We start from the raw sequence: 12,880 nt of genomic DNA, 5'->3' as shown, positions 1-12,880 counted from the left end.
GGTTTTCAAAGGCCCCGTTTCCTGCTGACAAAGTTAGCTTGGACACTTGAACCACTGAATGCCGATCAAACGCTCTCGGATACTGGTGCGAGTATGAAATCAAACACGGGCTCAGGCTGGGCAGGCTTTGGCTCCCGCGGAACAACCGGGTAAGCTACGATCGCTTGGGCATGTTCAGCGAGCGCGGCGGGTGTCATTCCCAGCGCTTTCTCCCACAGGCCGCCCGGCACTCTCACCACCTGACGAAAAAGCCCTGCAGCTCTTGTCGCATGGCGCGCCGCTGCGACCCGCTTGCCCTCGCGGATCTTCACCCCGGCCGCCGCTAACAGGATCAGTCCCTTGAAGAACATGCGGTGCTGAGCGCTGTGTTTCGCAGCCTGCCAGAGAGGCTCCCAGGCTTCATGGGCTTCCCAGTAGTAGCCGTGATTGAAAAGGTCGATTCCCCATCGAAACACATCTGAGCCGAGCGCTTCGCCAACGGCGACGGTCACCGGATCTGATCGGTAACTGTGGCCCAAGGGATCGCGCACCGGATGCGGATATTTGCCGGGCAGATACGCATAGCTCGGGAAACTTTTTTCGGGCAGCAAGCGAGGGCGAGACATAGACCCAGCAAACATGAAAGTGCGTTAAGGGGCAATTCATGCTGACCGCGTCGTGACAGGGAAGCGGTCGTAACCGGCTTGTAAAAGGTGCCGAGATTGGCCAAAACGCGCTTTGCCAAATGATGACGTTGGGTAAGCGGCTGACGCAAGGAGAAGATATGATTTTGCGACTGAAGGAGCGGCTCGGCAAAAGGTTTGAGGAAGAAGTCCAATTCTCCAAAGGCTGGCAGAAGGACAAGAAGGGCGTGGGAGCCCTTATTCCCACTTCGGTTTATGCGGCACGCCGGATGGCAAGCGTGGTGAACCCACGGTCAGGATTGCCGATTCTGGAGCTTGGCGCGGGAACCGGTGTCATCACAAAGGCGATCCTGGCTAGGGGAATCAAGCCGCGCCAGCTGGTTTCAGTCGAATATTCCAGGATTTTCTACGACGGCCTGGTGCAACGCTTCCCGAATGTGGACTTCAGATTGGGCGACGCATTTGCGCTGGACGAAGCTCTGGGTGAGCGCAAAGGTGAACAGTTCGATTGTGTTATAAGTGCAGTCCCGCTGTTGAGCTTTCCAATGCAACAGCGTGTCGCGCTGGTTGAGGATCTGCTTGCCCGTATTCCTGCCGGCCGGCCTCTAATTCAGATCACGTATGGACCTCTGTCGCCGGTGATCAAGATGCCAGACCGTTACGTGGTTTCCCACTATGACTTCGTCGTCCGCAACATACCGCCGGCACAGCTCTGGACTTATCGTCGAGCAGTCTAGCCAAATCTGGACGGTTTTCCTTCTCTGAGGGTTCCGCTGGGTGGTGGCCTTCCACCCAAACAGGATGTGGACAGAGCAGGGGCAGATGCCAGACTGCCAAGAAGACGAAGCGGTCCTGGTTTGATTTGACAGTGGGCGGGCCAAATGCGCTTGACAAAGCCGCGCCGGCCCGTTCAACCTGAGGCATTCACCAGGGGAGTCCCGGCAAGGGGCTGAGATACTGCTGGCTTTCGCGGCGCAGTGACCCGTTGAACCTGATCCAGTTCATACTGGCGTAGGGACGGTGCAAGCGCTTTGCGGGAGTTACGCCCGAGGTCCTGTTTCGGCAGGTCGACAGAAGCGTCTTTTCATCCTTCCGGCACAGAACTGGGTCTCCAATGCATGAGCAAAGGAGCCTCAAGATGAATGCCCTCACCCCTGCCGTGTCGACGGGACCGCTGCCCGCCTCGCGGAAGATCCACAAGCCCGGCACCATCCACTCGCAGATCAAAGTGCCGATGCGCGAAATCTCCGTCCATCCGACAGCCGGCGAACCGCCAGTCACCGTCTACGATCCGTCGGGCCCCTATACCGATCCGGCTGTCGAAACCAGCATCGAAAAAGGCCTGGCTCGGCTTCGCCACGAATGGATCTTGGCCCGCGGCGATGTCGAGGACTGTGACGGCCGCCATGTCCGGCCGGAGGACAACGGATTCGCGACGGGCGAACGCCTGACGCCGGAATTTCCCATCCGCCACCGACCGCTCAGGGCCAAAGCAGGCAAGGCGGTGACGCAGCTTGCCTATGCGCGCGCCGGCATCATCACACCCGAAATGGAGTTCGTTGCCATTCGCGAGAACCTTGGTCGCGAGATCCTGCACGGCAAGCTTGAGCGCGACGGCGAGGCTTTCGGCGCGACACTGCCCGATTTCGTCACGCCCGAATTCGTGCGTGACGAGGTGGCGCGCGGACGGGCGATCATTCCCGCCAACATCAACCATCCCGAGAGCGAGCCGATGATCATCGGCCGCAATTTCCTGGTGAAGATCAACGCCAATATCGGTAACTCCGCCGTCACATCGTCGATGGCGGAAGAGGTCGAAAAGATGGTGTGGGCGATCCGCTGGGGCGCCGATACGGTGATGGACCTGTCGACCGGCCGCAACATCCACAACATCCGCGACTGGATCGTGCGCAACGCGCCGGTGCCGATCGGCACGGTGCCGCTCTACCAGGCGCTCGAAAAGGTCGGCGGCATTGCCGAGGATCTGACCTGGGAGGTCTACCGCGACACGCTGATCGAACAGGCCGAGCAAGGCGTCGACTATTTCACCATCCACGCCGGCGTGCGGCTGCATTATATCCCGCTGACCGTCGACCGGGTGACGGGTATCGTCTCGCGCGGCGGCTCGATCATGGCCAAATGGTGCCTGCACCATCACCGGGAAAGCTTCCTCTACGAGCACTTCGCGGAGATCTGCGACATCGCCAGAGCCTACGACGTCTCCTTCTCGCTCGGCGACGGTCTTCGTCCAGGCTCGATCGCCGATGCCAATGACGCGGCGCAGTTCGCCGAGCTGGAGACGCTCGGCGAGCTGACGAAGATCGCCTGGGCGAAGGATTGCCAGGTGATGATAGAGGGCCCCGGCCACGTGCCGATGCACAAGATCAAGGCGAACATGGACAAGCAACTCGCCGTCTGCGGCGAGGCGCCGTTCTATACGCTCGGACCGCTGACGACCGACATCGCGCCGGGCTACGACCACATCACCTCAGGCATCGGCGCCGCGATGATCGGCTGGTTCGGCACCGCCATGCTCTGCTACGTCACGCCCAAGGAGCATCTCGGCCTTCCCGATCGCAACGACGTCAAGATCGGCGTGATCACCTACAAGATAGCCGCCCACGCCGCCGACCTGGCGAAGGGCCATCCGGCAGCGAAGGTCAGGGATGATGCGCTTTCGCGCGCGCGCTTCGAGTTCCGCTGGGAGGATCAGTTCAACCTGTCGCTCGATCCCGAAACCGCGCGGTCCTTCCACGACCAGACCTTGCCCAAGGAGGCGCACAAGCTGGCGCATTTCTGCTCGATGTGCGGACCGAAATTCTGCTCCATGCGTATCTCTCACGACATCCGCGCCGAGGCGCAGAAAGAGGGCATGGCGGCGATGGCGGCGAAATACCGCGAGGGCGGTGATCTCTACCTGCCGGCGGACGAGACCGGCGCACCGCTCATACCTCAGCCGCGTGAGCCATCATGAAGGTCTTGGTCAAAGGGGCCGGCGTTGCCGGCCTCACCGCCGCCTTCGAATTCGCCGCACGCGGCGCGGCGGTTACCGTTGCCGAGACAAGGCCTGCCCTTGGGGGCAATGCGTCGTGGTTCGCCGGTGGCATGTTGGCGCCGTGGTGCGAGCGTGAAAGCGCCGAGCAGCCGGTGCTGGATCTCGGACGTGACGCCGCCGACTGGTGGGACGCCGCAACGCCCGGCTTGGTAGCACGACGGGGAACGCTGGTCTTGGCCGCGCCGCGCGATGCGGGCGAGCTCGACCGGTTCGCCAGCCGCACGACGGGCTATCGGCGCGTCGAGGAAGATGAAATTGCCTTGCTGGAGCCCGACTTAGCCGGCCGCTTCCGCCGCGGATTGCTCTTCCCCGCTGAGGGCCATCTTGATCCGCGCCAGGCGATGGCAGCACTTCATGACAAGCTCGCGGCCACGGGTGTTGAATTCTCCTTCGGCGCCGACGCCCAGCATGTTTTTGGTTTCGATCGTCAGATCGACTGTACGGGAATGGCGGCGCAAAATGACTGGCTGCGCGGCGTTCGCGGCGAAATGCTCACCCTGCGTACACCTGATATCTCGCTGTCGCGCCCCGTCAGGCTGCTGCATCCGCGCTTTCCACTCTATGCAGTGCCGCGCACCGACCACCGTTTCATGATTGGTGCGACGATGATTGAAAGCCAGTCCGGCGGACCGGTCACGGCGCGCTCCATGATGGAGCTGCTGGGTACCGCCTATGCCCTCCACCCGGCCTTTGGGGAGGCCGAGATCGTTGAAACCGGTGTCGGCGTCCGCCCAGCCTTTCCCGACAATTTGCCGCGCGTCGAAACGAACGGTGAAATCATCGCGATCAACGGGCTCTATCGTCACGGTTTTCTCCTGGCTCCCGCCATGGCGCGCCAGGCTGCCGACCTGGTTTTCAGTCAAGACAGAACCAAGGAACTTGCTCATGAAACTGATGGTCAACGGCGAAGCGCATGAGGTTGCCGCCACCACGCTGGCCGAGCTGCTTGCCGCGCTTGACTATGAGGGCGATTGGCTCGCGACCGCCGTCAACAACGACCTCGTGCACAAAGCCAACCGGGCGGAATTCCAATTGAACGACGGCGACCGGATCGAAATCCTCTCGCCCATGCAGGGCGGCTAGGCCATGATCGAGCTTTATGGAGCCGAGCTTCCCTCCCGCCTGCTTCTTGGCACGGCTCAATATCCTTCGCCGGCCATCCTTGCCTATGCAGTCAGGGCATCGGGCACGGCGGTGGTGACCGTCTCGTTGCGCCGTGAAATGGCAGGCGGCAGGGCCGGCGAAGAATTCTGGTCGTTGATCCGCTCGCTTGGTGTCAGAATCCTGCCCAACACTGCTGGCTGCCACTCCGTCAAGGAAGCGGTCACGACCGCACAAATGGCGCGCGAAGTCTTCGGTACGAACTGGGTCAAGCTCGAAGTGATCGGCAACCACGACACGCTGCAGCCGGATGTTTTCGGTCTGGTCGAAGCCGCCCGCATCCTGTGCGAGGACGGGTTTGCGGTCTTCCCCTATACCACCGACGACCTTGTCGTTGCCGAGCGGCTGCTTGCGGCGGGCTGCAAGGTGTTGATGCCGTGGTGCGCGCCGATCGGTTCCGCTCTCGGACCGATCAACATCACGGCGCTGCGCTCGATGCGCGGACATTTCCCTGATGTTCCGCTGATCGTGGACGCGGGGCTCGGACGGCCGTCGCACGCGGCAACCGTCATGGAGCTCGGCTTTGACGCCGTACTCCTGAACACCGCGGTCGCCAAGGCGGCCGATCCGGTCGGCATGGCGCGTGCGTTCGGCAAGGCGGTCGAGGCCGGTCGTGAAGCTTTCAGCTCGGGTATGCTTGAACCGCGCGACGTCGCCGTGCCATCGACGCCGACCATCGGCAGGGCCGTTTTTTCATGAAGCTCGATCCCTTCTACCTGATCGTCGACAGCGCTGACTGGGTCGAGCGGCTGGTCCCGCTCGGCGTCAAGCTGGTTCAGTTGCGCATCAAGGATAGGGACGAGACCACGCTGCGGTCGGAAATCCGCCGCGCGAACGACGTCTGCGCGGTCCATGGTTGCCAACTGATCGTCAACGACTATTGGCGCACGGCAATCGAGGAAGGCTGCGACTTCGTCCATCTCGGCCATGAGGATTTGGCTGCGGCCGACCTGCTGGCGATTAAGTACGCCGGATTGAAGCTCGGGCTTTCCACGCACGATCATCTAGAACTGGAAATGGCCATCGCTGCCGAGCCCGACTATGTCGCGCTCGGCCCCATCTATCCCACCGTCCTGAAGCAGATGAAATGGGCGCCGCAAGGGCTCGAGCGGATCAGCGAGTGGAAGCATCGGGTGGCGCCGATCCCATTGGTCGCCATTGGCGGCCTCAACCCCGATCGGCTCGACGGTGTTTTCGCGGCTGGTGCGGACACCGCGGCGGTGGTCACCGACATCACGTTGAATGCCGATCCCGAAGCGCGCACGCGAGAATGGATCGAAAAGACAAAGCCATGGCGCTGAGGCGAGAACCGCATGTGCTCGTGGTCGGCGGATCTGACTCCAGCGGTGGGGCTGGAATTGCACGCGATATCGAGACGATCTCTTCCATTGGCGTCCGCACCTGCCTGGCTGTCACAGCGCTGACGGTGCAGACGCACGAAGCCGTGATGAAAATCCATCCTTCGCAGCCCGATCTTGTGGCCAATCAAATGCGCGCCGCGCTGCAGGCCAACAAGGTGGCGGCAATCAAGATCGGCATGCTTGCAACGGCCGAGATCGTCGTAGCCGTCGCGGCTGTGCTCCGCGAAAATCCACAGGTGCCGGCAGTACTCGACGCGGTGCTGGCCTCGACGTCAGGCCGGGCGCTGCTGGACGCAAGGGCCATCGCCGCCATGAAACGCGACCTGATGCCCCTTTGCCGCCTCGTCACACCCAATCTCATCGAGCTGGCGCTTCTTGTTGGCTTAGAGCCAGCGGTTGATGAAGACGGCGCGGTGTGGCAAGGCCAGGAATTGCTGGTGGCCGGGATGCAGGCCCTGCTGATCAAGGGCGGCCACGCGGCGGGACCCCGATCGATCGATATTCTGTTGCGCCCCGATCACGAACCAGTCCGCTTTGACACGCCGCGTCTTGCCGCATCGATGCGCGGGACGGGCTGCATGCTGGCCAGCTCGATTGCGGCACATCTGGCGAAGGCGCAATCAATCGAGTACGCCGTGCGCCAGGGCAAGCTCTTTGTGTTAGAAAAGCTTCGGAAAACCCCAGCCGAATAGCCGTAGAGCCGGCTCAAGCGTTCAGCGGCTGACGCTGAAATGGAAGCCGTAGCCCTCCTGCCCTTTTTTCACAGGGCGTGACGGGATGAGGCCGCTTTGCAGATCGGAATTCAGCGGCGCCGAGACAAGCTGCCCTGCCAGGCCGGGAAAGTAACGGGACCCTTCCTGCGGCGAAGCGCACTGCCAGTCAGGCATGGGGATGCACTTGTGCCTCCTGGCGAGTGTGAGGCCGCAGGAGCGAGGCATTTCAGCGCGGCGGGGGCCGCCGGATCTGGCCCCGCAGTGCTGGAGCAAAGCAAAGGCCGGTTTGAGTGGGTGGGGAGAGAGGGCCGCGCGCCTCTCTTCCCGCTACATAGGAAAGGTGCCGCTAGGCACATCCATGTCGGCGCAGCCGTGCCGCGAAGCGGCCCAAGAAAGAAGAGCGTACAAAACGGAAGCACCGAAATGCCCGCCAGCGGGACCAAGTCAGATCGGTGCAGGAGAAAGACCGTGGCCCTGAGACCGGCTCAACAGGGCGGCCGTAGGAGCATCAGCAACGCGCCGCCGTCAGGCGGGATGCGGAACGGACGGCCCCCGGCGAAGGGCGCCGTTCTCTTTGAGCTGCGACCCTGGTGAGCGCCTTCGTGCCTAAAGCTGTGCCGTCGGGCTAAGCTTCAGCTTCAGATCGTTCTGAAAAGCCGAACATGGTTCGTCGAGGTAACCCTTGAGGGAAGGATCCTTGTCGGGTTCCCTGTTTTTCGACAAAATCGCCCTGCAGAATTTATATTGCGATTTGGCGGCGTCGCACTGCTGGGTGTCCGCCTTATAGCAAGCGTGGACCAAAACGGCTCCCACGTAATCATGCTCGACGTTGTTGGAAGAAAGGTGAGTCTGAATGTCTTGGAGAATGGCAACTCCATGGGACATCCCATCTGCTCCGGAGTAGGTCATTACGAGTTGACCGGGTCGTTCAAAGCCGCTTACCGAGCCGCTCCCTGCAACGTTCTCGTAGGTGCCAGACAAATCCGGGGCCGACGTGAATGTCACCTTGAAGGGGTGCCCCAGGCCGACGGGGGTGACATCCGTAAAGTCGGGACCGTAGTACACCGAGAGATACCACTCGCCCTCTGTAAGAGCGTTGGGGGCTTGCCCGAGCCCAAGGCGCTGCATGCTCTTGTCGATGACAGTCCGAACGACGTTGGACGTGCCCTGCTGGATGCCTTCGCCGAAGCCGGTCCAGATGAAGGCGCCTACGGCCAACACAGCCACACCCAGCAGGCCGAACCTCGCACCTGTTGACTTCGTTTCACGCCCGGGCTCGATTTCCGGCTGGTCCTGCATCCGCCCCTCGCAACGCTCGTCGGGAACAACTTGGGACCCGATTATGGGCCCCAAGGGATCGGTCAGCAGGCTTCCAGATGAACTTTCTTCTTCATGTGCATTCCTCCTCGACTCAAGGGCACTTGCCGTGCGGAGCCGAACACACGCAGTATGGAGATGATAACCCGATTGCGGCTTTCAAGTGTCCTCGCATCCCCCGAGGGCGCCACCTGATCTCTCGGGCAACCTTGTTCGGCGCCGCAGTTATTGAGGCGGCCGGCTTGGAAGCAGTTCCTTATGGCCCTCATGCATAAACCAGAGCACCCGTTTGAGATGACTGCGAAGGGCCTTACGGGCGCGGATTGGCTCTTTGACCGGATCGATACCCAGTACATCCAGCGCCATCTCCTCTTCGCTGGCACTGTCGGCGCAAGCGTCCATGAGCTTCAAATAGAGCTCGAAATGCTTGTCATCATATGCGGTTAGGCTTTCCGACCAGGGGACTTCCGTTGCAATGGTTGGATCAGGTGTTGGGCGCGATCTGCTTTTCATCCATGTCTCGCTTTGGCGATGAACCAGGCCCCCGTTCCAATTCAGAATATCTCCATCTAGCGCACTTTCAACAGTTCTCGGCCTTCTTCGGACAGTGCCCAATCGTTGCATATGGTCGTGGGTTCCAAATTGGCGCGCGGCTGCTCGCGACCATACATCCTCAACTTGGCGAGGCGATGTAACGCCCGGCGGAACCAGAATGGCGCGGCTATTGAGCATCGCCGATTGGACCGAACCTCTTATTTTAGCTTCGCGGTAATCTTGTCTGGATGCTTGCAAGCGTCCATCATGCCGCCGTACATACGCTTAAGGATCTCGCCCATCACCGTACGAGCAGCAAACATTTCCAAACTCGATCTTGTAACTTGAGGCTTTGCGTTACTGCATAGCTGCATTGCACAATATGTGTTTGCGCATTGCACAACTTTTAGCGATTAAGCTTACAGCTGATGCACGCGATGGTTTCCTCCCATTCCATCGTACCAGCTGTTCCCCTCTGAAGGTTTTGACTTTACACCTAAAGGGCCTCGGTTTTCCGATGGCCCTTTTTTTTGGCGATCGCCACGTCGTCAATTGCAACGCGGCGCGATCGCCGGTTCAGCCATCAGACTTTGGAACCATTTCTGCCCGGCCAATCCCTCCCGACAAAAGTCTGATCTTCACCAGCCTTCTACGGGCAAGCGTTCGCGCCAGGAGTTCAAAGCCGCGTCCGTAACATTCGACAATGAAAGCCAATGTCATCAGGTCGAGCAGAAACTCGTCGATCGCATGCGTGAGCGCATTAGACTTTTGTTCGAATCGAAGGAGCAAGGCGCGCGCCTCTTCGATCGCGGCCTGGCAATCGTCTGCGTCTATCAGGGAATTGAGCCTGTCAAAGATCTGCAAGCGTCCTCACTTTTCGAAAGCCACACTCAGCATCGAATGCCGCTGATGAGTGAGTTCCAACAAAAAAACAGGGTCGCGTTTCGCGAAAAAATCTCGGCAGCGGCGTCGATCAAGCATGGCGCCTCCAATGCCATGTGAATCCCGGCTCACCAAGGTGTCTTCGAAGGCGAGTGAGCCGGCCCATGTCTGCGTCTCGGCCGCCTAACCACTGGTCAGGAGGAACTGTGGCCACATTTGTCGGGCAAATGGGTTCCATCTATTCTTCTAGCCGCCACGGTTCAGCCTAGATTACATGGGAAGCGACAATAACGGAAAGCAAAGGTTCGCAAAATGAGTAGGGTGGCTGGATCAAACGAAGATTTGGCTGCACCAACGACCTTTGGGCCACTTCTGCAGCCCACCTTTCGTTCAATCTGGCTCGCGACGCAGGTTTCAAGCCTCGGCTGGTTGATGCAGACTGTCGCCATCAGCTGGCTGATGGCAACGATCTCGACTTCCGATCTGATGGTTGCGCTGGTGCAGGCTTCATCGAACCTGCCCGCTTTCGTCCTGTCCGTTTTTGCCGGAGCTCTCGCCGACAATTTCAGCCGGCGCCGGGTCATGTTCGCCGGTCGGTGCTTTATGGTGATTGCGTCCGCGATGCTGACTGCGTCCGTGGCGCTGGGCTTTGTCAGTCCGTGGATGATCCTCGGCTTCAGCTTCTTGATCGCAAGCGGCGGTGCTCTCAATGATCCGGCCTGGCAAGCGTCGGTTGGCGATATTGTGGATCGACGCGATGTTCCCGCTGCCGTCACCCTGCTTTCTGTTGGATTCAACACCGTCCGGACTGTGGGTCCGGCGCTCGGCGGCATTGTAGTTGCCTCGTTTGGCCTTATGGCGGCATTCGCGGTGACCACGCTCACCTATTTCGTACCCTTGGCCACTATTTGGCGCTGCAAGTGGAAGGTTCGTTCTTCCCCTCTTCCACGCGAGTCGATGAGGACGGCAATTTATGACGGGCTGCGCTTCACGGCGATGTCATCGGAGATCAAGGCAGCGATCGCGCGCGGAACCCTCTTGGCCTGGCGAGCATCGCCATACTCGCGCTGCTGCCGGTGGTTGTCCGCGATCAGCTGGGAGGAGGCCCGCTTGCCTATGGCGCGCTCATGGCCGGCTTCGGGACCGGAGCCGTCTTCGCCGGCCTCTCCAACAGCCTGTTCAGACGGAGCTTGTCGCAAGAAAGGCTGATGAGGCTCTCCTGCGTCGCCTGTGCGGCGTGCTCACTTTCCCTGGCACTGACAACTTCGATCGGGGTGGCGGCAATTGCACTCGCTTTGGGCGGCGCGGGTTGGGTCACCGCCTGGTCAGGGTCGGTGTGAGCGTGCAGCTGGCAAGCCCGCGCTGGGTCGTGGGGCGCACCATCTCGATCTACTATGCTTTGATAGATGGTGGCATCGCGCTCGGCAGCTGGGTGTGGGGCACGGTGGCCGAAAACCATTCGCTGGCCCTGGCGCTGGAGGGTTCCGCTGCCTCCCTGATGTTCGTCGCTGCAGCCGGCGTTCTGTTTCCTCTTCGCGAGCGCCGCGACTCAGAGCCCGATCCTCTGGAGGAATTCGATGCCCCGGCTGTCGCTCTCAATCTGAAGCCGAGAAGCGGCCCGATCGTGGTCAAGGTCGAATATCTGATAGCCGAGAGAAATCTCGAGGCTTTCCTCGACCTCATGCGGCAGCGGCGTCATGTACACAGCCGGGTCGGTGCTCGGAATTGGACGCTCCAGCGGAACCTGCAGAAGCCTATGCAAGAAGGCATGATCGGCCAAAGCCGGGAGAGGTGCTGCCGGCAGTAGCGAATGGGCTGCTGCGTCAGCTTGGTGTCTGGACGCCGTTCGCCGAGGCCGGCTTCGTTGAAAATCGTGCGCTTGTTTCGGTGTGGGCCAATGAAGTTCCCAGCGAGCGGCACGGCATGTTTTCCGCTCAAGGTGCCGGCTGGCAGCTCGACCGGACGCGATTCGACCGGCTGATGGTGCAGGCGGCCAAGGCGGCAGGTGTGGACACGCGGTTTGGCTCGGCCGTGGGTTCGGCAGTGCGCGACGATCAAGGCTGGCTGCTCAAGCTGGCCGATGAAGCTATCGTTGCCCGCGCCGTGGTTTGGGCGACCGGTCGCAGTTGGAGGCTGGCGCGATGTTTCGGCGCCAAGCTCACCATGCACGGACATCTTGCCGCCTACACACGCTTTTTCGACCGCGCACCGGGCGATTGCAGCATGGTCGTCGAGGCGCGTCCCGAAGGCTGGTGGTACAGCGCCGACTTGCGCGTGCCTCACCGATCCGGATCTGGGCAGCGAACTGCGCAAAGCCGGACATTGGTACCGCGCTTTAGCCGCAACGCAGTCCATCGCGCCGCTCGTGCCGCCCAACGCAATCGAGACCGCCAGCATGATCAAGGCGGCGGGAACCGCAACGATCGATCCCGCCGCCGGTGACCGCTGGGTCGCGGCGGGCGACTGCCTGTTCTGTGCCGATCCACTGTCATCACGCGGGATCGTGCATGCACTCCGCTCAGGGATCCTGGCGGCCTACGCGGCATCGGACATGCTGGACGGGCGTGGCGATTCGCCTGCGCCCGCTATGCAAAATCGCCACACGCGGCTTTGCCGATTAGCTCCCGGCGCTGGCTGCCCACTATGCAGCCGCCGCGCGATGGGACACGCCTTTCTCGCAGCGGCGGCGCAGCCATATCTTCCACGCGTCTAGCATCGAAGGAGGGAGGTCAGAGGTGGTCTCGGGACGGGGTGCTCGGCATTTATGAACCGACCGAGCGCCAGCGAGTGGTCGTCGGCGGGCTCGATGGCGGCATCAGGTCAGGGAACTCGGCCTCCATGATCATCTCCGATTTAATTCAAATTTGTCTGTATATATTGACGATTGCACTACCTTCACCTCGTAGACGGCAATGCGGGCGGGTAGAGAGGGTTCTATGATATGACAAGCGATTTTTCCGCCGCCCGAGTGCATTTAGATCGAGCGTATGACTACCTTTGTGGGGATGACCCGATGAGTCAAAGGGGCCGCGAAGCCTTGGACCTGCTAATTGAGGCGGTTGCCGTCGAAGAGTTCAAGCAGCCACGCCAAAGCGCTGAGGTGCTAAGGTTTCCGATCGGGCGCCGCTGCTGAGGTCATCTCCACGGCCGCCATGTAGCCTCGCGGGTGAGGCGCTCACGGCAGGGACTCGCCGCCCCGGAGGGCCGGGAACGAACGCATTGGCAATCGGAAAG

General features: G+C 61.0%; 14 protein-coding genes, 1 pseudogene and 1 riboswitch. Of the genes and pseudogenes, 11 read left to right on the top strand and 4 right to left on the bottom strand.

Annotation, left to right across the window (positions count from 1 at the left end):
- Positions 1-65: 65 nt before the first annotated feature.
- Entirely contained in the window at positions 66-590 is a 525-nt protein-coding gene (locus ACYHH6_RS10210; RefSeq protein WP_352593574.1) for a DUF309 domain-containing protein, read from the bottom strand.
- 173 nt (positions 591-763) lie between these two features.
- Here ACYHH6_RS10210 and pmtA point away from each other — a divergent pair, with 173 nt between their 5' ends.
- From pmtA to ACYHH6_RS10175, 7 genes are all read left to right on the top strand, one after another.
- Complete coding sequence (gene pmtA / locus ACYHH6_RS10205) at positions 764-1,360, top strand: phospholipid N-methyltransferase PmtA (protein ID WP_352593577.1); 597 nt, start codon at positions 764-766, stop codon at positions 1,358-1,360.
- A gap of 182 nt (positions 1,361-1,542) precedes the next feature.
- Positions 1,543-1,659, top strand: a riboswitch (TPP riboswitch).
- 102 nt (positions 1,660-1,761) lie between these two features.
- On the top strand, positions 1,762-3,597 hold the full coding sequence (gene thiC, locus ACYHH6_RS10200; protein WP_023685604.1) for a phosphomethylpyrimidine synthase ThiC: 1,836 nt from the start codon (positions 1,762-1,764) through the stop codon (positions 3,595-3,597).
- Positions 3,594-4,595 carry a glycine oxidase ThiO gene (gene thiO, locus ACYHH6_RS10195; RefSeq protein ID WP_352593580.1) on the top strand — a complete coding sequence of 334 codons (1,002 nt, stop codon included), beginning with the start codon at positions 3,594-3,596 and terminating at the stop codon, positions 4,593-4,595. Before thiC ends, thiO begins: the two co-directional genes overlap by 4 nt.
- Positions 4,564-4,761: a sulfur carrier protein ThiS gene (gene thiS, locus ACYHH6_RS10190; RefSeq protein ID WP_023685606.1), complete on the top strand. Its 198-nt coding sequence runs from the start codon at positions 4,564-4,566 to the stop codon at positions 4,759-4,761. The genes thiO and thiS overlap by 32 nt, the downstream gene beginning before the upstream one ends.
- Positions 4,762-4,764: 3 nt before the next feature.
- Positions 4,765-5,538, top strand: a complete 774-nt coding sequence (locus tag ACYHH6_RS10185) for a thiazole synthase (RefSeq protein ID WP_023685607.1) — start codon at positions 4,765-4,767, stop codon at positions 5,536-5,538.
- Positions 5,535-6,140: a thiamine phosphate synthase gene (locus ACYHH6_RS10180; protein ID WP_352593583.1), complete on the top strand. Its 606-nt coding sequence runs from the start codon at positions 5,535-5,537 to the stop codon at positions 6,138-6,140. Before ACYHH6_RS10185 ends, ACYHH6_RS10180 begins: the two co-directional genes overlap by 4 nt.
- On the top strand, positions 6,131-6,892 hold the full coding sequence (locus ACYHH6_RS10175) for a hydroxymethylpyrimidine/phosphomethylpyrimidine kinase (RefSeq protein ID WP_352593593.1): 762 nt from the start codon (positions 6,131-6,133) through the stop codon (positions 6,890-6,892). Before ACYHH6_RS10180 ends, ACYHH6_RS10175 begins: the two co-directional genes overlap by 10 nt.
- A 21-nt stretch (positions 6,893-6,913) precedes the next feature.
- Here the strand turns inward: ACYHH6_RS10175 and ACYHH6_RS10170 are convergent, their stop codons facing one another.
- The 3 genes from ACYHH6_RS10170 to ACYHH6_RS10160 all read right to left on the bottom strand — a co-directional run bounded on the left by ACYHH6_RS10170 (position 6,914) and on the right by ACYHH6_RS10160 (position 8,743).
- Positions 6,914-7,087 (bottom strand): hypothetical protein, encoded by a 174-nt coding sequence (locus tag ACYHH6_RS10170; protein ID WP_352593586.1) that lies wholly within the window; start codon positions 7,085-7,087, stop codon positions 6,914-6,916.
- A gap of 432 nt (positions 7,088-7,519) precedes the next feature.
- Entirely contained in the window at positions 7,520-8,212 is a 693-nt protein-coding gene (locus tag ACYHH6_RS10165) for a hypothetical protein (protein WP_023747646.1), read from the bottom strand.
- Between the two features lie 243 nt (positions 8,213-8,455).
- Complete coding sequence (locus ACYHH6_RS10160; RefSeq protein ID WP_081726247.1) at positions 8,456-8,743, bottom strand: hypothetical protein; 288 nt, start codon at positions 8,741-8,743, stop codon at positions 8,456-8,458.
- A 573-nt stretch (positions 8,744-9,316) separates the two neighbouring features.
- Here ACYHH6_RS10160 and ACYHH6_RS10155 point away from each other — a divergent pair.
- The 4 genes and pseudogenes from ACYHH6_RS10155 to ACYHH6_RS10140 all read left to right on the top strand — a co-directional run bounded on the left by ACYHH6_RS10155 (position 9,317) and on the right by ACYHH6_RS10140 (position 12,779).
- Complete coding sequence (locus ACYHH6_RS10155) at positions 9,317-9,766, top strand: hypothetical protein (RefSeq protein ID WP_352593590.1); 450 nt, start codon at positions 9,317-9,319, stop codon at positions 9,764-9,766.
- Between the two features lie 192 nt (positions 9,767-9,958).
- Positions 9,959-11,453 (top strand): annotated as a pseudogene (locus tag ACYHH6_RS10150) (MFS transporter).
- On the top strand, positions 11,438-12,088 hold the full coding sequence (locus ACYHH6_RS10145) for an NAD(P)/FAD-dependent oxidoreductase (RefSeq protein ID WP_352592365.1): 651 nt from the start codon (positions 11,438-11,440) through the stop codon (positions 12,086-12,088). The pseudogene ACYHH6_RS10150 and the gene ACYHH6_RS10145 overlap by 16 nt, the downstream one beginning before the upstream one ends.
- Before the next feature lie 499 nt (positions 12,089-12,587).
- Complete coding sequence (locus ACYHH6_RS10140) at positions 12,588-12,779, top strand: hypothetical protein (RefSeq protein ID WP_023727257.1); 192 nt, start codon at positions 12,588-12,590, stop codon at positions 12,777-12,779.
- The last annotated feature ends 101 nt before the right edge of the window (positions 12,780-12,880 follow it).

The organism is Mesorhizobium sp. P171375 (assembly GCF_057786075.1).
This window is presented reverse-complemented; position numbering and strand designations above follow the sequence as displayed.